16 protein-coding genes and 1 pseudogene are annotated in these 19932 nt (G+C 67.0%); 13 read left to right on the forward strand and 4 right to left on the reverse strand.

Annotated elements, in window-relative coordinates; all coding sequences use genetic code 11:
- The 7 genes and pseudogenes from RCJ92_RS09710 to purU all read left to right on the forward strand — a co-directional run.
- Positions 1-689, forward strand: a pseudogene (locus RCJ92_RS09710) (serine hydroxymethyltransferase); the annotation flags it as partial.
- Between the two features lie 2 nt (positions 690-691).
- Positions 692-1909 (forward strand): sarcosine oxidase subunit beta family protein, encoded by a 1218-nt coding sequence (locus tag RCJ92_RS09715; protein WP_054821666.1) that lies wholly within the window; start codon positions 692-694, stop codon positions 1907-1909.
- 11 nt (positions 1910-1920) lie between these two features.
- Positions 1921-2220 carry a sarcosine oxidase subunit delta gene (locus RCJ92_RS09720; RefSeq protein ID WP_138176027.1) on the forward strand — a complete coding sequence of 100 codons (300 nt, stop codon included), beginning with the start codon at positions 1921-1923 and terminating at the stop codon, positions 2218-2220.
- The gene (locus tag RCJ92_RS09725) at positions 2217-5120 is read left to right on the forward strand and encodes a sarcosine oxidase subunit alpha family protein (RefSeq protein ID WP_446754438.1); all 2904 of its coding nucleotides are present in this window, start codon (positions 2217-2219) and stop codon (positions 5118-5120) included. Before RCJ92_RS09720 ends, RCJ92_RS09725 begins: the two co-directional genes overlap by 4 nt.
- On the forward strand, positions 5113-5730 hold the full coding sequence (locus RCJ92_RS09730; RefSeq protein ID WP_446754439.1) for a sarcosine oxidase subunit gamma: 618 nt from the start codon (positions 5113-5115) through the stop codon (positions 5728-5730). The genes RCJ92_RS09725 and RCJ92_RS09730 overlap by 8 nt, the downstream gene beginning before the upstream one ends.
- A complete protein-coding gene (locus RCJ92_RS09735; protein WP_446754440.1) occupies positions 5731-7116 on the forward strand; it encodes an L-serine ammonia-lyase in 1386 nt (461 codons plus the stop codon).
- Between the two features lie 157 nt (positions 7117-7273).
- Positions 7274-8134: a formyltetrahydrofolate deformylase gene (purU, locus tag RCJ92_RS09740; protein WP_343834060.1), complete on the forward strand. Its 861-nt coding sequence runs from the start codon at positions 7274-7276 to the stop codon at positions 8132-8134.
- A 151-nt stretch (positions 8135-8285) separates the two neighbouring features.
- On the opposite strand, the gene phoA is transcribed toward purU, so the two are convergent.
- Complete coding sequence (gene phoA, locus RCJ92_RS09745) at positions 8286-9740, reverse strand: alkaline phosphatase (protein WP_360026808.1); 1455 nt, start codon at positions 9738-9740, stop codon at positions 8286-8288.
- 331 nt (positions 9741-10071) lie between these two features.
- Between phoA and RCJ92_RS09750 the strand changes: the two genes are divergently transcribed.
- Together RCJ92_RS09750 and RCJ92_RS09755 are read left to right on the forward strand one after the other, a co-directional pair.
- Positions 10072-11292, forward strand: a complete 1221-nt coding sequence (locus RCJ92_RS09750; protein WP_360026806.1) for an NAD(P)/FAD-dependent oxidoreductase — start codon at positions 10072-10074, stop codon at positions 11290-11292.
- Between the two features lie 115 nt (positions 11293-11407).
- Complete coding sequence (locus RCJ92_RS09755) at positions 11408-12817, forward strand: mycothione reductase (RefSeq protein ID WP_446754441.1); 1410 nt, start codon at positions 11408-11410, stop codon at positions 12815-12817.
- 69 nt (positions 12818-12886) lie between these two features.
- Here the strand turns inward: RCJ92_RS09755 and RCJ92_RS09760 are convergent, their stop codons facing one another.
- Positions 12887-14059, reverse strand: a complete 1173-nt coding sequence (locus RCJ92_RS09760; protein ID WP_346922387.1) for an AAA family ATPase — start codon at positions 14057-14059, stop codon at positions 12887-12889.
- Positions 14060-14254: 195 nt separating this feature from the next.
- On the opposite strand from RCJ92_RS09760, the gene RCJ92_RS09765 reads away from it, so the two are divergent.
- Positions 14255-14773 (forward strand): universal stress protein, encoded by a 519-nt coding sequence (locus RCJ92_RS09765; RefSeq protein WP_446754442.1) that lies wholly within the window; start codon positions 14255-14257, stop codon positions 14771-14773.
- Positions 14774-14896: 123 nt separating this feature from the next.
- Here the strand turns inward: RCJ92_RS09765 and RCJ92_RS09770 are convergent, their stop codons facing one another.
- Positions 14897-15295: a CHY zinc finger protein gene (locus tag RCJ92_RS09770; RefSeq protein ID WP_446754443.1), complete on the reverse strand. Its 399-nt coding sequence runs from the start codon at positions 15293-15295 to the stop codon at positions 14897-14899.
- A gap of 243 nt (positions 15296-15538) precedes the next feature.
- Here RCJ92_RS09770 and RCJ92_RS09775 point away from each other — a divergent pair, with 243 nt between their 5' ends.
- A complete protein-coding gene (locus RCJ92_RS09775) occupies positions 15539-16972 on the forward strand; it encodes an MFS transporter (protein ID WP_446754444.1) in 1434 nt (477 codons plus the stop codon).
- A gap of 374 nt (positions 16973-17346) precedes the next feature.
- On the opposite strand, the gene RCJ92_RS09780 is transcribed toward RCJ92_RS09775, so the two are convergent.
- Entirely contained in the window at positions 17347-18282 is a 936-nt protein-coding gene (locus RCJ92_RS09780; RefSeq protein ID WP_446754445.1) for a LysR family transcriptional regulator, read from the reverse strand.
- A gap of 174 nt (positions 18283-18456) precedes the next feature.
- On the opposite strand from RCJ92_RS09780, the gene mmsB reads away from it, so the two are divergent.
- Positions 18457-19443, forward strand: a complete 987-nt coding sequence (gene mmsB, locus RCJ92_RS09785) for a 3-hydroxyisobutyrate dehydrogenase (RefSeq protein WP_138927004.1) — start codon at positions 18457-18459, stop codon at positions 19441-19443.
- The coding region (locus tag RCJ92_RS09790) for an alcohol dehydrogenase catalytic domain-containing protein (RefSeq protein WP_446754446.1) at positions 19443-19932 on the forward strand (490 nt) is incomplete at its 3' end. The genes mmsB and RCJ92_RS09790, both read left to right, overlap by 1 nt.

The raw sequence follows: 19932 nt of genomic DNA on the forward strand, positions 1-19932 counted from the left end.
TGGCGCATTTTGCTGGTTTGGTGGCTGCGGGGTTGCATCCGTCGCCGGTGCCGCATGCGCATGTGGTCACCTCGACCACGCATAAGACTTTGGCTGGTCCGCGTGGCGGGATTATTTTGTCGAATGACGCGGAGATTGCCAAGAAGCTGAATTCGGCGGTGTTCCCGGGTCAGCAGGGTGGGCCGTTGGAGCATGTGATCGCGGGCAAGGCGGTGGCGTTCAAGATCGCCGCGTCGGAAGAGTTCAAGGAACGCCAGGAGCGGACGTTGGCTGGTGCGCGGATTCTGGCTGAGCGTTTGTCCCAGGCCGATGTCGAGGCCAAGGGGATCAGCGTGCTGACCGGCGGCACTGATGTGCATTTGGTGTTGGTGGATCTGCGTAACAGCGAGCTCGATGGCCAGCAGGCGGAGGATTTGTTGGCGCAGGTGGAGATCACGGTGAATCGTAATGCGGTGCCGTTTGATCCGCGTCCGCCGATGGTGACTTCGGGGTTGCGGATTGGTACCCCGGCGTTGGCGACGCGTGGTTTCTCGGAGGAGGCGTTTGCTGAGGTGGCTGAGGTTATTGCGCAGACGTTGATTGCTGGTGTGGAGGGTAGTACGGGCAAGCTTGGGGAGTTGAAGCAGCGGGTGCTGGATTTGGCTGCGGCCCACCCGCTCTACCCAAACCTGAAGAAGATTGGAGAATAATCATGGCTGACTTGCTGCCTGAGCACCCGGAATTCCTCTGGGCGAACCCCGAACCGAAGTCCTCCTATGACGCCGTGATTGTCGGCGGCGGCGGACACGGCCTGGCCACGGCCTACTACCTGGCCAAGAACCACGGCATGACGAACATCGCCGTGCTGGAAAAGGGCTGGCTGGCCGGCGGGAACATGGCCCGCAACACCACCATCATCCGCTCCAACTACCTGTGGGACGAGTCCTCGGGAATCTACGAGAAGTCGCTGAAGCTGTGGGAGCAGCTGCCCGAGGAACTGGACTACGATTTCCTCTTCTCCCAGCGCGGCGTGCTGAACCTGGCCCACACGCTGGGCGACGTGCGCGAATCGGTGCGCCGAGTCGAGGCGAACAAGCTCAACGGCGTGGATGCCGAATGGCTGAGCCCTGAACAGGTCAAGGAGGTCTGCCCGATCATCAACACCGGGGATGACATCCGCTACCCGGTCATGGGGGCCACCTACCAGCCGCGCGCCGGCATCGCCAAGCACGACCACGTCGCCTGGGCGTTTGCCCGCAAGGCGAATGAGATGGGCGTGGACATCATCCAGAACTGCGAGGTCATCGGTTTCCTGAAGGACGGGGAGAAGGTCACCGGGGTGAAGACCACCCGTGGCACCATCCACGCCGGCAAGGTCGCCCTGGCCGGGGCCGGTCACTCCTCGGTGCTGGCCGAAATGGCCGGCTTTGAGCTGCCGATCCAGTCCCACCCGCTGCAGGCGCTGGTCTCCGAGCTGTTCGAGCCGGTGCACCCGACCGTGGTGATGTCCAACCACATCCACGTCTACGTCTCCCAGGCGCACAAGGGCGAACTGGTGATGGGCGCGGGCATCGACACCTACAACGGCTACGGCCAGCGCGGCGCCTTCCACGTGATCGAGGAGCAGATGGCCGCCGCGGTGGAGCTGTTCCCGATCTTCGCCCGGGCCCACGTGCTGCGCACCTGGGGTGGAATCGTGGACACCACCATGGACGCCTCCCCGATCATCTCCAAGACCCCGATCCAGAACCTGTACGTGAACTGCGGCTGGGGGACCGGCGGGTTCAAGGGCACCCCGGGGGCCGGGTTCACCCTGGCCCACACCATCGCCAACGATGAACCGCACGCCCTGAACGCCCCGTTCAGCCTGGATCGCTTCGAAACCGGACACCTCATCGACGAACACGGCGCCGCCGCCGTGGCCCACTAGGAGCCGCCACCATGATGCTGATTGAGTGCCCGAACTGCGGGCCACGCAATGAAACCGAATTCAAGTACGGCGGGCAGGCGCACGTCGCCTACCCCGCCGACCCCCACGCGCTGAGCGACAAGGAATGGGCCCACTTCCTGTTCTACCGCCAGAACCCGAAGGGGATCTTCGCCGAACGCTGGGTCCACTCCGGCGGGTGCCGCAAGTGGTTCAACGCCCTTCGCGACACCGTCACCTACGAATTCAAGGCCGTTTACCGCGCCGGGGAAGCACGCCCGGAACTGCAGAACACCCAGGGAGGTACCCGATGAGCCAGAACAAGCCCTACCGGCTGGAGACCGCCATGGCACCTTCCGCGCGTGTTCAGCGTGAGGAGGCTTTGCTGCTCACCGTTGACGGCCAGCAGCTCTCCGCTCTGTCGGGGGACACCGTCGCTAGCGCCATGCTCGCCAATGGGATGCGCTCCTGTGGCAACTCGATGTATTTGAACCGCCCCCGGGGCATCTTCTCTGCCGGAGTTGAGGAACCCAACGCGCTCATCACCGTGGCGGCCCGCCACCACGAGGACATCGACGAATCGATGCTTCCCGCCACGACCGTTACGGTCACCGACCGGATGCACGCCACTTTGCTGCGGGGCCTGGGCGTACTGGACCCAACCACGGATCCGGCCTACTACGACCATGTCCACGTACACACCGATGTGCTGGTCGTGGGGGCAGGGCCGGCCGGCCTGGCCGCGGCGCGTGAGGCCAGCCGTTCTGGTGCCCGTGTGCTGCTGATGGATGAGCGCACCGAGGCTGGCGGCACCCTGCGCGACACATCCGGGGAGCAGATCGACGGCAAGGACGCCTCCAACTGGATCGAGGAGGTCACCGGGGAGCTGGCGCAGGCCGAGGAGACCACCCACCTGCAGAACACCACTGTGCTCGGCTCCTACGATGCGAACTACATCGTTGCCGTACAGCGGCGCACGGTGCACCTCAACGGTCCGGCCGGCAAGGGAGTTTCGCGCGAACGCGTCTGGCATGTGCGTGCCAAGCAAGTTGTGCTGGCCACCGGGGCCCACGAGCGGCCGATGGTATTCGAAAACAACGACCGGCCCGGCATCATGCTGGCCGGAGCGGTTCGAAGCTACCTGAACCGCTACGGTGTCCGCGTGGGACAGCGCATCGCGGTGGCTACGACCAATGATTCGGTCTACCCGCTAGTTTCCGAACTGGCGGCCAGCGGCGGGGTGGTCGCCGTCATCGACGCCCGGTCGACCGCCTCCGCGGCGGCGGCCGAAGCCGTCGCCGACGGGGTGACCGTGCTGACCGGTTCGGTAGTTGTCGACACCGAAGCGGAAGAGTCCGGGGAACTATCAGCCATCCTGGTCGCTCCACTGGACGAGAACAGCGAGCTCGGTGACCACGAACGCTTCGAAGTTGACGTGCTGGCCGTGGCCGGCGGGTTCAACCCCGTCGTGCACCTGCACTCCCAGCGGCAGGGCAAGCTGGTGTGGGACACCACCATCCACGCCTTCGTGCCCGCCGGCGCCGTGGCCAACCAACACCTGGCCGGGGCAGTGACCGGACGGCTGGACACCGCCGGTGCCCTGTCAACCGGTGCCGCCACCGGGGCGGCAGCCGCCTCGGCTGCCGGTTACCAGCATGTGGCCACCGTTCCGCAGGCACCCGAAACCGCCCTCGGGGAGACTCGCCCGGTGTGGCTGGTTCCTTCGCTAAATGGCGACGACGCGGCGAACTACACGCGCCACTTCGTGGACCTGCAGCGTGACCAGACCGTGGCTGACGTGCTGCGCGCCACCGGGGCCGGAATGAGGTCCGTGGAGCACATCAAGCGGTACACCTCCATTTCCACGGCGAACGACCAGGGCAAGACCTCCGGGGTGGCAGCCATCGGCGTGATCGCTGCCGTGCTGGGCATCGAGGACCCCTCGGAAATCGGAACCACCACCTTCCGCGCCCCCTACACTCCGGTAGCGTTCGCGGCTCTGGCTGGTCGTACCCGAGGACAATTGCTGGACCCCGCGCGCATCACCCCGATGCACTCCTGGCACCTGGAACACGGGGCAAAGTTTGAGGACGTGGGACAGTGGAAGCGCGCCTGGTACTTCCCGCAGGGCGAGGAGGACATGGACGCGGCCGTGCTGCGCGAGTGCGCCGCGGTGCGCGATTCCGTCGGCATGCTCGACGCCACAACCCTGGGCAAGATCGAAATCCGGGGCAAGGACGCTGCCGAGTTCCTCAACCGCATGTACACCAACGGCTACAGCAAGTTGAAGGTGGGCATGGGGCGCTACGGCGTCATGTGCAAGGCCGATGGAATGATCTTCGACGACGGGGTGACCCTGCGCTTGGCTGAAGACCGCTTCCTCATGCACACCACCACCGGCGGGGCCGCCGACGTGCTTGACTGGCTGGAGGAGTGGCTGCAGACCGAGTGGCCTGAACTGGATGTAACGTGCACCTCGGTGACCGAGCAGTTCGCGACCGTGGCAGTGGTCGGTCCACGTTCCCGTGATGTCATCGGGAAATTGGCGTCCAACCTGGATGTCTCCAACGACGCATTCAAGTTCATGGCCTTCCAGGACGTCACCCTGGACAGCGGCATCGAGGCCCGGATCTCGCGTATTTCGTTCTCCGGCGAGTTGGCCTTCGAAATCGCGGTCCCCAGCTGGCATGGACTGAAGATCTGGGAAGATGTCTACGCAGCCGGTCAGGAATTCAACATCACCCCGTACGGCACCGAGACCATGCACGTGTTGCGCGCGGAAAAGGGCTTCATCATCGTGGGGCAGGATACGGACGGCACGGTGACCCCGCAGGATGCGGGCATGGAGTGGGTTGTTTCCAAGATCAAGGACTTCGTGGGCAAGCGCTCCTTCTCGCGGGATGACAACCTGCGGGATGACCGCAAGCAACTGGTATCGGTGCTGCCGGTCGACGAAACCCTGCGTCTGCCGGAAGGCGCCGCCCTGGTCGCTGCCGACGCGGGCACCGAGAACGGCATCACCCCGATGGACGGGTGGGTGACCAGCTCCTACAACTCGGCCGCCCTGGGCCGGACCTTCGGACTGGCGCTGATCAAGAATGGGCGTAATCGTATCGGCGAAACGCTGAAGACACCGATTGGCGACCGCCTGGTCGACGTCGTGGTCTCCGAAACCGTACTCTTTGACCCGGAAGGAAGCCGCCGAGATGGCTAACAACACTCTGATCGAAACCACCGTCCTGCGCCGCTCCCCGGCCGAGCACCTTGCCGGGGAGATGGCGGCGGCGACCGTGACCGGCGAGCGTGCGGTGGCCCTACGCGAGGTCGCTTTCGCCACCCAGGTGGGTTTGCGCGCAGCACCCGGCACCGCCGGCCACCAGCAGCTGGCTGACGCCACGGGGGTCGGCCTGCCCGCACAGGTGGGTGAGGTCGCCGGAGATGTCACCGGCACTGCCGTGCTGTGGCTCGGACCGGATGAATTCCTGGTGTTTGCACCCGAGAACGTTCAGCTGAGCGAGCAACTCACCCAGGCGCTGGGAGACCAGGCCGGCCAGGTCGTGGACTTGTCGGCCAATCGCAGCGTGCTGGAGCTGGAAGGCCCGTCTGCGCCGCTGGTGCTGCGCAAGAGCTGCCCGGCGGATCTGCACCCCAGCGCGTTTGCCGTGAATCAGGCGATCACCACCACGGTGGCGAACGTCCCGGTGCTGCTGTGGAGGGTCAGCGAGCAGACCTGGCGGATTCTTCCGCGTGCCTCCTTCACCGAGCACACGGTACGGTGGCTGATCGACGCCATGACCGAGTTCGGCTCGCCAGAGGTGGACTAGATGGCACTGTCCGCGCTGGACATGTTTTCCATTGGCATTGGTCCCTCATCATCACACACGGTGGGGCCGATGCGGGCGGCCGCGAGCTTCGCGGCCGCCCTGGATGGGCGGGTACTTGGGCAGGTGGCACGGGTGCGCGCCGAGCTGTTCGGTTCCCTGGGAGCCACCGGCATCGGCCATCATTCGGATACTGCGGTCATCCTCGGGTTGGCGGGACATGATCCGGCCACTGTGAATACCGATGAAGTGCCGGACTTGATTCAGCAGATCCGGGACTCGGCGGTCCTGCGGCTGGCCGGGCGGGCCCCGATCGAGTTTTCGATCGACGCCGATGTGGTGTTGCATTCTCGCAAGTCCCTGCCCGGACATCCGAATGCCATGAGATTTGCCGCCTTTAACTCCGACGGCACCGAGCTGGCCAGCCAAACACTGTACTCAATTGGCGGCGGGTTCGTAGTGAACGACCAAGAGCTCCAGGCTCCGTTGAACACCGAAAACGACGCCGTCTATCGATTTACCTCGGGCGCTGAGCTCCTGGAGACCTGTGCCGCCACCGGCAAATCCATTGCCGAGGTGATGTGGGCGAACGAGCTCTCCTGGCGCAGCGAATCCGAGGTCCGCGACGCACTGCTGGAGATTTGGAAGGTCATGCAGCAGTGCGTCGAGAACGGCTGTCGGCGTACCGAGAAAACCTTGCCCGGCGGCCTGAACGTCACCCGTCGTGCCCCAGCCCTGCGCGAACGCCTGCGTCGGCAGGAAGCTGAGGCCAAAGCGTCGGAGTCGATGGATCCGCTGTGGGCGATGGAATGGGTGAACCTCTACGCGTTGGCCGTCAATGAGGAAAACGCCTCAGGCGGGCGGATCGTCACCGCCCCGACCAACGGGGCGGCCGGAATCATTCCTGCGGTGCTGCATTACTACACCCGCTTCGTCACCGGCGCCAGCGATGAGAAGGTCATCCAGTTCCTGCTTACCGCCGCCGCGATCGGGATCATCATCAAAACCAATGCCTCGATCTCCGGGGCAGAAGTTGGATGTCAGGGCGAAGTCGGCTCGGCGTGCGCGATGGCAGCCGCAGGACTGTGCGCCGTGCTTGGCGGCACCCCTGAACAGGTGGAGAACGCCGCGGAGGTGGCGCTGGAGCACAACCTGGGGTTGACCTGCGATCCGGTCGGTGGGCTGGTGCAGATTCCATGCATTGAACGCAACGCGATCGCCTCGGTGAAGGCCATCAACGCCGCCCGCCTGGCCCTGCACGGGGACGGGCAGCACACGGTGAGCCTGGACGCGGCGATCGAGACCATGCGCGCTACCGGGGCGGACATGAAGAGCAAGTACAAGGAAACCTCGCGCGGCGGGCTGGCGCTGACCCTGGCCCAGTGCTGAACCCGGCCCCGCCAACCCAGTCCAGCAAACTGGACCGGCCCCAACCCACCGGCCCCAAGGCCCTAAGCTGGAAGCAAACACACCAGGCGCGACCCGGCCGCGAACCCTCGCGGACACCCGGCGGGCGCCTGGAGAAGAAGTGAAAGGACAAACGAGGATGAGCGAGCAGGTCCGGCACGTTCTGACCCTGCAATGCCCGGAGGCGGCCGGCATCGTGCACGCCGTCACCGGCTTCCTGGTCAAGCACGGGCGCACCATCGTGGAGCTGAAGCAGTTCGATGACATGAGCGCCGAGCGCCTGTTCATGCGCGTGGACTTCGCCGGGCAGGACGGTGCGGACCTGCTGCAGCGGCTGCGCGAGGACTTCACCCCGGTCGCCGAGGAATGGGGGATGGACTGGAACCTGCGCGAACGCGGGCAGAAGACCCGCACCCTGATCATGGTCTCGAAGTTCGACCACTGCCTGAACGACCTGCTCTTCCGTGCCCACACCGGGGAGCTGCCCATCGATGTGGTCGCGGTGGTCTCCAACCACCCGGACCACCGCTCACTGGTGGAATGGCACGGCATTGACTTCCACCACATCCCGGTCACCAAGCAGACCAAGCCGGCCGCGGAAGCCGAACTGCTGCAGCTGATCGAGCAGACCGGCACCGAACTGGTGGTTCTGGCCCGCTACATGCAGGTGCTCTCCGATGAACTGGCCACCGAGCTGACCGGCAAGACCATCAACATCCACCACTCCTTCCTGCCCTCCTTCAAGGGGGCCAAGCCCTACCACCAGGCGTGGGAGCGCGGGGTGAAGACGGTGGGCGCCACCGCCCACTACGTGAACTCGGAGCTCGACGAGGGGCCGATCATCGCCCAGCAGGTGGTGGAGGTGGACCACACCTACATGCCCGAGGACCTGGTCGCCGCCGGGCGCGACAGCGAATGCAAGGCCCTGTCCAACGCGGTGCGCTGGCACTGCGAGGGGCGGGTATTCCTCTGGGGCAACCGCACCGTGGTGCTGCGCTAACCCGCCGCCGGGTGCGGCCGCCGCACCGGGTGCGACCCCCGCACCGGCTGCGGCCGCGGTGCCAGAGGCTGAACCGCACCCACTTTCCACGCAGCACATCAGGGGCCGACCCACTGGATCGGCCCCTGATGCTGTTGGGGTTGCGGTGCTGCTACTTGCCCAGCCCCAGCGCGTCACGCACCGTGAAGAACAGGTCCGTCTGATCGCTCAGGCCCACCACGTTCGCGGCCCCCGGACCGTAGCCGGCGATGCGCAGCTGCGCGCCGGTGTGGCCCTGGGAGGCGGCCTCCTCACCGGTGCCGTAGAGGATCGCCATCTCACTGCCGTCCGCGGTGACCAGCTTGGAGGTCAGCGCCGGGGACTCGGTGTCCGGGGCCACGATCTGGCTGGTGTGCGCGTGGTCGGCGGTGACCACCACCAGGGTCTCACCGTCTTCCTTGGCAAAGGCCAGCGCCTCCTGCACCGCCTCGTCCAGGTCCACGGTCTCGCCGATCTGCCCGCACGGGTTCGCCGCGTGGTCCTGCTTGTCGATCGAGGCGCCCTCGACCTGCAGGAAGAACCCGTCCTCATCGTCCTTGAGCAGGTCGATCGCCTTGGAGGTCATGCTCTTCAGGTCCGGGGCCTTTTCGAAGTCCCGCGCCGGGTTGTCCTTGCACTGCTGGGCCGGCTTGGAGATGCCGTCCTTGGAAGCCAGGTCCCCGGTCCAGCGCACCTCCATGTTGCCCTCGGCGAACAGCCCCAGCAGCGGGGTGTCCTGGTTCGCCGCCTGGGCCTGCTGCATCCCGGCGGTGTCCTCCACGATCGTGTAGCCGCGCTCGTTGGCCTGCTGGCGCAGGGTCTTGTCCTTGTAGTCCCCGGCCTTGGCCTTCTCCGCGAAGGTCTCCGCCCCGCCGCCGAACACCAGGTCCGGACGGGTGGCCAGCATCTGCTCGGTGATCGAGCCGGCGCCGCCGTTTTCCAGGGCGTTCTGCGCGCACTTCTCACTGGTGGCCTCCGGGCCATAGCACTTGCGCTCGGCCACATGCGAATACTGCACGGCCGGGGTGGCGTCCTGGATTTCGCTGGTGGTGACCACGCCGGTGGCGAGGTTGCCTTCCTTCGCCAGTTCCAGCAGGCTCTGCTGGCTCTTGCCGTTGATGTCCACCGAGATCGCACCGTTGTAGGACTTGGTACCGGTGGCCCAGGCGGTCCCGCTGGCGGCCGAGTCGGTCACGTAGTCCGGCTTGCCTTCCTTGTCCAGTGCGTAGTGGGTGTACTGCCCGGTCAGCGGCAGCGCGTCCAGCCCCTTGAAGAAGCCGCCGGCACCCTCGGCGACGTTGCGGGCGGCCGTGATTTCCGAATCGCCCATGCCGTCGCCGATGAGCAGGATGACGTTCTTCGCCCCGGCGTCCTTCACCGCCTCGCGCACCGCATCGGTGGTGTCACCGTCCATGCGCCGCGCCCCGCCGTGCTCGGAGAGCCCACCGGTGGCGGCACGATCCAGCAGCGGGGCCGGATCCTGGCTGGACTCCACCGCCCCGGCACCCACCGAGCACCCGGACAGGGCGCCGACGCCCAACACCAGCGCGGCCGCCGCCGGAACCAACCTCTTGGTACGAGAAAACATGATCTACCCTTCAACTGAAGTTTTCCTGGCCGCCGTGATCGATGCGGCGGCACCAGGGCCGATGCTGCCCAAGCCAGCTGTCGCACCGGCAACCGGGGCCTGAACCGCAGGTTAACGCCTGGCAACCCCCGGCGCGGGTGCCGCCAATTATCGCGCAAATCCCGCTGCCTGTGAGATGCGTCTCGGTCAGCCTCCAGCTCCCGGGAACCTGCCTCACCACGCTCCAGCTCTTGCCACGTCCCGGGCAACGGTGTGAGGATCGAAGCAGAGGACAGGCTCAAGGCAACACCGGGGCCCGGGGTTGGTCCCGGCGCCCAGAAGGGGCAGGATCATGTCAGAGGCACCAGTGATCATCATCGGCGGCGGTTTGGCCGGCGCCACCGCGGCCAGCGAGCTGCGCGAACGCGGCTACGGCGGGGCGGTGACCCTGATCGCCGGCGAGGAGCACCTGCCCTATGAGCGTCCGCCGCTGTCCAAGGACTTCCTGCAGGGCAGCAGCGAGCTGCCGGACTTCACCGTGCACGACGCGCAGTGGTACACCGAGCACGACATCGACCTGCTGCTGGGCACCCGGGTGGAGGCGATCGACCGCACCGCCAAACGGGTGACCCTGGACGGCGGCGGCACCTTGGACTACGCCCAGCTGGTGCTGGCCACCGGATCGCGGGCCAACTCCAGCGGCGGCATTGAGGGGGCGGACCTGCCCGGGGTGCGGGTGTTGCGCACCATTGACGACGCCCGGGCGCTGCGCGAGGACCTGAATGAGGGCACCCGTCTGGTGATCGTCGGCTCCGGGTGGATCGGCATGGAGGCCGCGGCCTCCGCCCGCCAGCAGGGCGCGGAGGTCACCGTCATCTCCCCGTCGCGCATCCCGCTGGGCAATGTGTTGGGCGAACCCTTCGGCAACCACCTGACCCGGATGCACCAGGAGGCCGGGGTGCAGTTTGAGCTGGCCACCCACGTGGACCGGATCGAACGCGGCGCCGATCAGCTGGTGGTGCACGCCGGCAGCTGGCAGACCGGCGCGGACCTGGTGCTCCTGGCGATCGGCGCCAGCCCGCACCTGGAGGTCGCCGCCGCCAGCGGGATCGAAACCGATCACGGGGTGGTGGTCGACGCGTCACTGCGCTCCTCGGACCCGGATGTGCTGGCCGTCGGGGACATCGCCCAGGCGTTCAACACGACGCTGCGCCGCCAGCTGCGGGTGGAGCACTGGGACAACGCGATCCGCCAGGGCAAGCTGGCCGCGGCCACGCTCACCGGCGCCGACGAGCAGTATGACTGGCTGCCCTACTTCTTCACCGACCAGTTCGAGCTGGGAATGGAGTACGTCGGGGACCGCCAGGACGGGGACGCCGATGTGGTGCGCGGGGACATGGACGAGGGCGAGTTCATCATGTTCTGGCTGCGTGAGGGGCGGATCACCGCGGCGATGAACGTGAACATCTGGGATGTGAACGACACGCTGCGTTCCCTGGTGGGCCAGCGCATCGACCCGGAACGGCTGCAGGACACCTCCATCGAGCTGGGGCAGCTGGCCGCCGGACAGTAGGAGCCGGCCCCGGGTGATGGGAGCCGCGCCGCGGACCACCGGTGAGAGCGGCCCGACACCGCAATGCGGCCTGCGACACTGTGCGCCGGACCGGCAAGGTACCTACGATGAGCTCATGACACAGCATCAGGTGGACTTGGCAATCATCGGCGCCGGCTCGGGCAACACGCTGCTCACCGACTACTGGGACGACAAGCAGGTCGCCATCGCGGAAAAGGGGCCGTTCGGCGGCACCTGCCTGAACGTGGGCTGCATCCCCACCAAGATGTTCGTGCGCCCGGCCGAGCTGGCCCGCACCCCCGTCGAGGCGCAGCGGCTGAACGTGTCCCTGCCGGAGGGCAGCGCCGACTGGCCGGCGATCCGCGACCGGATCTTCTCCCGCATCGACCCGATCGCGCAGAACGGCTACGAATACCGGGACCAGTCGCCCAACGTGCAGGTCATCGCCGAAGAGGTGACCCTGGATGGCACCCACGGCTTGCGCACCGCCCAGGGCACCAGCATCAGCGCCGAGCAGCTGGTGATCGCGGCCGGATCCCACGCGGTGATCCCGGACATCGAGGGCTGCGACCTGCCCGGGGTGCACACCTCGGACACGGTGATGCGCCTGGAGCGCCTGCCGGAGCGGATCGTGATCGTCGGCGGCGGGTTCATCGCCTGCGAGTTCGCCGCGATCTTCTCCGGGCTGGGCTCCCGCACCACCCAGCTGATCCGCCGCCAACACCTGATGCGGCACATGGACACGGAGATCCGCGATGCGTTCAACGCCGAGGCCCCGAAGTACTGGAACGTTGAGCGCAACACCGAAACCCAGCGGATCACCAAGAACGCGGACGGGACCCTGGAAGTGCACACCAGCACGGGCACCCACACCGCGGACATCGTGCTGGTGGCCACCGGGCGCAAGCCCAACACGGATTTGATCGGCGCGCAGCAGGCCGGGCTGGACCTGCACCAGGACGGCCGGCTGGTGGTCGATGAGTACCAGCGGGTGCTGCGCGGCGGCCAGCCGGTGCCCGGGCTCTACGCGCTGGGGGACATCTGCAGCACCGAGCAGCTCAAGCACGTGGCCAACTACGAGGCCCGGGTGGTGGCCCACAACCTGCAGCACCCGCACGCGCTGCGGGCGAATTCCAACCGGGCGGTGCCCGCGGCGGTGTTCACCCACCCGGAGCTGGCGCAGATCGGGCTGACCGAGCAGGAGGCGGTGCAGCGCATCGGCCGGCAGAACGTGAGCACCAAAACCCAGATGGTGGGGGACACCGCCTACGGCTGGGCGCTGGAGGATCAGACCGGGCTGTTCAAGGTCGTCGCCGATCGGCGTGACGGTTCGATCTTGGGCGCGCACGCGATGGGCTACCAGGCCTCAAACCTGATCCAGCCGGTGGTGATGGCCATGAACCTGGGCATCGACGCCTACACCGCGGCCCGCGGCCAGTACTGGATCCACCCGGCGCTGATGGAGGTCACCGAGAACGCGTTGCTGGGACTGGACGTCCCGCAGGGCCAGGACGCCCCGCTCTAGCTGCCCCATCCCGGCGTTGAGCAGCGACGCGGGCGGTCAACTCGGCAGCACCGGTGCGCAGTGCGGCAGCTAGCGCCGCGGCCAGGCCCAGGCCGGCCGGTCGAACACTCCCTGGTCCTGCAGGATCGTCTCCCCGGCCTCCTTGAGCAGTTCGTGGCGCAGCGCCCCCTCACGCTCCAGCGCCGCCACCAGCTGCGGGGAGTGGGAGACCACCACGATCTGCGAGTCCCGGGAGGCGTGGGCGATCAGGGCCGCCAGCGCCGGCAGCAGCTGCGGGTGCAGGCTGTTTTCCGGTTCGTTCAGCACCAGCAGCGGGGCCGGGCGCGGGGAGAGCAGGGCGGTGGCCAGCAGGATGTAGCGCAGCGTCCCGTCGGAAAGCTCACTGGCCTGCAGGGGGCGCAACAGGCCGGGCTGGTGCAGGTGCAGGCTGAAGCGCCCGTGCTCCGATCGCACCTCCAGGCGGGATCCGTCAAACGCGTCGGCGATCGCCTGGTTGAACGCCGCGGGACTGGACATCTCGTGGATGGTGCGCACCGCCGCAGGCAAGTCCGCCCCGTCGGAGGCCAGCACCGGGGTGCGGGTGCCGATCCGCTCGGCCCGGGCCGGTGCGCCGGCATCGGTGCGCAGCGCATCGTAGAACCGCCAGCCCTGCAGCATCACCCGCAGCTGGCTCACTTCCGGGGCGCTGGAGGCGTCGATGGCGGAGAGCACCGACTCCCACTCGGGCAGCCGCAGCCCGCTGTCCTCCAGGCGCGCCTGCCCGCGAATCTGCACCAGCGCCCCCTGGCGCAGCACGCTGGTGGTCGACGGGCGCAGCACCGGGCCGAACCAGACCGCCTCGCTCTTGAGCACCGGGTCCTGGCCGAACATGCTCGGGTCGCGCATGTCCGTGTCCGGCACCGGCAGCCCCAGGTCCACCGCGTACCCGTACTCTTCGGAGGCGAACCCCAGCTTCAGGGAGACCGGTTCGCGGCGCACCGTGCCCTGCGCCGGTCCCGAGTCCCGCCCGCCGCGCGGACGGCTCCCGGCCTCCGGTCCGGCCCATGCGGCCGAACCCAGCCCGCCCTCGCGGGCCAGGGAGGCGATCGCCCCGTCGTGGCCGAGTTCGCTGATCAGCTTCAGCGCGCGGTAGACGTTGGATTTGCCCACCGCATTGGCTCCGGTGATCACGGTCAGCGGGGCCAGTTCGATGACCAGGTCGCGCACCGAACGGTACCCGCTGATCGCCAGGGTCTGCAGCATGCACCCCACCCTACCGGCCCTGCCCGACAGCATCCGCGCTGTATCCGCGCAGCACCCGCGCAGTACCGCCGGGGCGGGGTGTCCGGCGGTGCCAAAGCGTTCGGCGGCCATGCCATACTGGGGTTGAGCGGCGAAGATCCTCGCCGCCACCTGCACTTTGAGTGGCGCAGGTGCTGCACGAGCACGGGAGTACCGATGACCCAGAACCCGTCCCCTTCCACCGCCACCCTGCTGGTCGGCGTCGAGCCGGACCAGTCCCCGACGGTGCTCAACGCGGTCGCCCCGCTGGCCGCGCAGCTGCAGGCCCGCGTGGTGTGCGTGCACGTGCACACCGGACGGTTCATCACCCAGCGCCTGCCCGAGAACCTGGCCGAGGCCAGCCCGGCGATCAGCGGCTCGGCGCACCCCGATGAGCAGGAGGTGCCGTTCCCGCAGGGGCTGCGCGATCACCTGGCTGAGGTGTTCGATCCGCTGCAGGTCAGCTGGGAGGCGCGCGAGGTGGAAGGGGACCCGGCCAAGGCGCTGGCGCAACTGGCCGAGGAGCTGGATGCCAACATGATCGTGGTCGGCACGCGCCGCAAGGGCTGGCGCAACCGCATGGAGCAGTTCATTGACGGGTCGATCGCCGTGAGCCTGTCGCACCGGCAGGGCCGCCCGGTCCTGGTGGTGCCGCAGGTCGCCAACGAAGCCGGCCGGCTTCCCTGGGAAGGATAGCCGCCGCCCCGCGCCGGGGCTAACGCCGGCACTCTGCCACGGGATCGAACTCTGCACGGGAACCAACTCCACGCGGGAACGAACTCCACGCGGGGGCAGCCGCTCCCCGCACGGACAGGGGCGCTAGTTGCCGGACCGGGCCTCGAGGCCCGGCAGGGGCTGGTCCGTGTCGTTGCCGCGACATGTTTCCGCGCCGGCGAAGTACAGTTCGCGGTGCAGCTTGCACCCGGGATTGAACTGCGCCGCACAGTGCGGGCAGTGGTCGATGCCCAGGTATTGGGCGACGCTCATTTGGGTGCCGCACACTCCGCACAGCACTGCCGGCTGGTCGAAGTGGCGCAACGGCCACACCTGGGCCGGGTGATCGGCCAGCTCGGCGTGGCACAGGTGGCAGGGGTAGTACCTGGCGCAGCAGTAGTGCTTGATCGCGATGACGTCGACGTCCTGGTGGTAGTGCGCGCAGCGGGTCTGCGGGTCCGGATTCACGCCGTGGACCTGCGGCCGGCGGGGTGCGTCGTTCACGCGTCTCTCCTGTCTGCGGGCAACTGGCGGAAGTTCGCGCCCGGACTGAGGGCGCCGCAAGTTTCCCGTACCATTCTGCCGCATCCGGGAAGCCGGCTACTGTGCATTGCTGCACGCTTGATGTGCGTAATCCGCTCCTGAATTCACTGCCGCGCACCTTCCCTTGAGAGTGTGATCTGGGCCATACTCTGGTGCTGAGGGGCGGGGTCCAACCTGGGATCCCCGGGGCTGGAAGGAAAAACAGTGGCATCTGAAACCTCAAGCAGATCCGAGCGCAAGGGGCTGCGCCGGGTCGTCGCGGCCTCCATGGCCGGAACCGTGGTCGAATGGTACGAATTCTTCCTGTACGCCACCGCGGCGACCCTGGTCTTCAATAAGATCTTCTTCCCGGATACGGGCAACGACCTGGACAACATCATCAAGGCGTTCCTGACCTACGCGGTCGGCTTTGTGGCCCGTCCGATCGGCGGCATCGTCTTTGGCCACTTCGGCGACAAGTACGGGCGCAAGCATCTGCTGCAGGTGGCGATCATTCTGGTCGGGGTCACCACGTTCCTGATGGGCTGCCTGCCCACATTCGACTCCATCGGCTACGCTGCCCCGATCCTGTTGATCGTCCTGCGTTTCCTGCAGGGCTTCGCCGTGGGCGGCGAATGGGGCGGTGCGGTGCTGCTGGTGGCCGAGCATGCGCCCAACCGGGAGCGTGGTTTCTGGTCTTCCTGGCCGCAGGCGGCAGTGCCGATAGGCAACCTGCTGGCCACCGTGGTGCTGCTGGTGCTCTCGTGGACGCTGAGTCCCGAGGCCTTCCTGGCCTGGGGCTGGCGTGTGGGCTTCTGGCTGTCGGTGGTCATCGTACTGGTCGGGTACTACATCCGCACCCGGGTCACCGACGCCCCGATCTTCCAGGAGGCCAAGGCCGAACTGGAACAAAACGCAGCCGCCGGGTACGGGGTTGCCGAGGTGTTCAAGCGCTACCCGCGTGGGGTCTTTACCGCCATGGGACTGCGCTTCGGGGAGAACATCCTGTACTACATGGTGGTGACCTTCTCGATCACCTACATGAGCGTGCAATTGCACATGCAGACCTCGGTCATCCTGGAGCTGATGCTGCTGGCTCACGTGTTCCACGCGATCATCGTCCCGGTGATCGGGCGCTTCACCGACACCATGGGGCGACGTCCGGTCTACGCGGCGGGCGTGATCCTCATGGCAGTGTGGGGTGTGGTCGCTTTCCCGCTGTTCAACACGGAGAACGACTTCGTGATCCTGATGACGATCGTCGCCGGGCTGTTCGTGCACGGACTGATGTACGCCGGGCAGCCGGCCATCATGGCCGAAATGTTCCCCACCCGGATGCGCTATTCCGGGGTGTCCTTGGGTTACCAGGTGACCTCGATCGTCGCCGGCTCCATGGCGCCGATCATTGCCGCGGCCCTGCTGCGGGTGACCGGCAGCTGGATTCCGGTCGCCGGGTATGTGGTGTTCGCGGCCCTGGTGACCCTCGTCGCCGTGTTCTTCCTGCGGGAAACCAAGGGGTTGGACCTGGGCAGCATCGATGAGCAGGACCGTCGCGACAACGGGCTGCGGGCGCCGGTGACGGACGCGGAACCAACGCCGGGTCTTGAAGCCCAGTCCGATCCCCGCCTGGGCGAGGATGGCCGGGCCCGGCAGAACTAACCCGCCGCACGGCACCGTGGTTGGTTGGCAGCGGTGCTGCAGCGCGAAGGCCCCGACACGAAGATCCGTCGGGGCCTTCGCCGTGCCGGGCCGCCCGATTATCGGCCAACCGTTCACAGTGATGCCTCGCATCCAGGTTGTGACAGGCGCCCAGGTATCTAGCGCCGCGCCCCTAATCAGCAATCACTTCGCTGCCTATTAGTCTTGCTGACAATACCCTCCGGATCATTAGCAGGCGAGGGAAGGCACCATGCCAAGGCTGGTTGGCCGACAGTCCCGTCATCGCGGATTAAGGGACTGTCAAACAAATAACGGGCAGCGGCCTTCAGGCAACAGGTGAAACAGTTAGGCGCGTGCGCTCTGACTATGGAATTTTAACGTTCCGGCGGGGTTGGAGCAGATGGCGTGAACGGGGCGATGAACCAGTCCTGGTCCTTTGCGGCCTGGGTAAAGGCCTGGACGGTCGCCTGCACCGCCCGGCTGCGCAGCGCCTCCTCCCGGCCGACCAGCCAGTACTCGGCATGGTGGCTGAACTGCTCGTGCAGCACCGGCACAAGGTTGGGGTACTGCCGGGAGAGGAATTCGGGCAGTAGCCCAATTCCCGCGTGACACATCGTCGCCGAGAACTGCACCGCGATGCTGGTGGAGGACACCGCGCGGCGCATGGGCGGCAGTGCCGCGCTCGCGTCATCGAGCTTGTCCACGGTCAGGGCGGTGTCGATGTAGTAGTTCAGGTAGTGCTCCGACAGGTCCTCCAGGCGCGTGGGATGTCCGTGCGTGTGCAGATACTCTTCCGTCGCGTAGAGCCGCAGCTCGTAATCCAGCAGTTTCGTGGATACCGCGCGGCGCACGTAGGGCTGGCCGATGGCGATCTCCAGGTCCATGCCGGTGCGGGTTTGGCGGGTGCGGGTGGTTTCGGAGACCAGCTCGAAGACCAGCTGCGGGTGGGTCCGGTGCAGTCTGGCCAACGCCGGGGCGGCCAGGTGGGCGCTGAATGCGTCGGGAGCGGCGATCCGCACGTGCCCGCTGAGCTGCTCGGAGTCCCCGTCCGCGCCAATGGCCGCCACCGCCTGTTCGATCGCTTCGGCTGAAACCATGGCACGCCGTCCCAGGTCGGTCAGTTCCCACCCGTTCGGTGTGCGGGTCAGCAACCGGCCGCCCATGGCCTTCTGCAGCGCGGCAATCCGCCGGGAGATCGTAGAGTGATTCACTCCGAGCACGTTCGCAGCCGCCGTGTAGCGCCCGAGCCGGGCCACGGTCAAAAAAGCGATCAGGGATTCAAGATGACGGTAGTCGATGGGGCGCTCCATGGGAATAGTGTGCGTCAATGCACGACAGCCTTGCAATTTTCCCCTCACAGTGTGCATTGAGAAGGTGATGTGGCGCACCTACGCTGGGGGCAGACAGTGAGACGGTGCGCCACTGACAGCACCCTCAGCCACAGGTAGGCCAGGGGTGAGGGCGCCGACGGAAAGGGTGAGGACATGAGCGTGTACGCATGGATCGGGTTGGGCAACATGGGCGGTCCGATGACCGCAAACCTGGTGAAGGCCGGAAATGAGGTGCGCGGCTACGACCTGAACGAGCAGGCCTGCGCAGCCGCGGCCGCCGGCGGGGTGCGCATTGCCCCCAATATTGCAGAGGCCATGGACGGGGCCGACGCGGTGTTCACGATGCTGCCCAAGGGGGAGCATGTGCGTTCGGTCTATGAAGCGCCGGAGGGGATCTGGGCGAACGCCACCGCGCAGATGCTGTTGCTGGATTCTTCCACCGTCGACGTGGAAACTTCCCGCTACATCCATCAGGGATCGGCCGAACGGGGCCTGGAATTCGTGGATGCGCCGGTTTCCGGAGGGATCTCCGGGGCTGCGGCCGCGACCTTGGCGTTCATGCTTGGGGGCCAGGAACACCTGATGCAGCGGGCCACCGAGCTGATCGCACCGATGTCCGGGCGAACCATCGTCGCCGGTGGGCCGACCATGGGGATCGCGGCGAAGATCTGCAACAACATGATGCTGTTCATCGACCTGATGGCCAGCGCGGAGGGCTCCCAGCTGGCCGAGAAGCTGGGACTGGATCCCGAAGTGTTCTGGCAGATCGTCTCGGTCTCCTCCGGACGGTCCTGGGCGCAGCAGACCTGGTACCCGGTCCCCGGAATCATCGACACCGCAGCGGCGAACAACAATTTCGACGCCACCTTCCGCACCGATCTGGCCCGCAAGGACGTCGCCCTGGCCCTGGCGGCGGGGCAACAGACCGGGGTGAGGCTGCCGGCCGCCACCCTGGCTCAGGAACACTTCGACGAATTGATCAGCCAGGGGCTGGCCGACAAGGACTGCTCGCTGATCGTGAAAAACCTGGTACCCGACGGCAACGTTCGGGGCTACAACCCGATTTCCGGTCCGGACGCTGGCGAGCAGTCGGGCCAAGGATCCGCGCAGCCCAGCCGGCCCGCCCGCCAAGGCGCCTGATGCGAAGCATTCGTGCGGCAGTGCTGGAGGAATCGGGCGCAGCGCGCCCCTACGGCGCCTCCCAACCACTGCGCGTGCAGCAGGTGCAGCTGAACGATCCTGGCCCCGCAGAGGTGCTGGTGCGCATCGAGGCGGCCGGACTGTGCCATTCGGACCTGTCGGTGGTCGATGGAAACCGGCCCCGACCGCTGCCCATGGTGCTCGGTCATGAAAGCGCCGGCATCGTCGAACAGCTCGGCGATCGGGTGCAGGGTTTGCGGGTGGGGCAGCGGGTGGTCTCCAGCTTCCTGCCGCGTTGCGGGACCTGCCCGGCATGCGCCACCAACGGCAAGCTGCCCTGCACCCCCGGCAGTGCCGCCAACACCGCCGGTACGCTGCTGGGCGGGCAGCGGCGGTTGATGCGCGGCGGGAGGGCCCTCAACCACCATTTGGGGGTTTCCGGCTTTGCCACGCATGCGGTGATGGACGCCCGCAGCCTGGTGCCGGTCG

It is taken from the genome of Glutamicibacter sp. BSL13 (genome assembly GCF_052928425.1).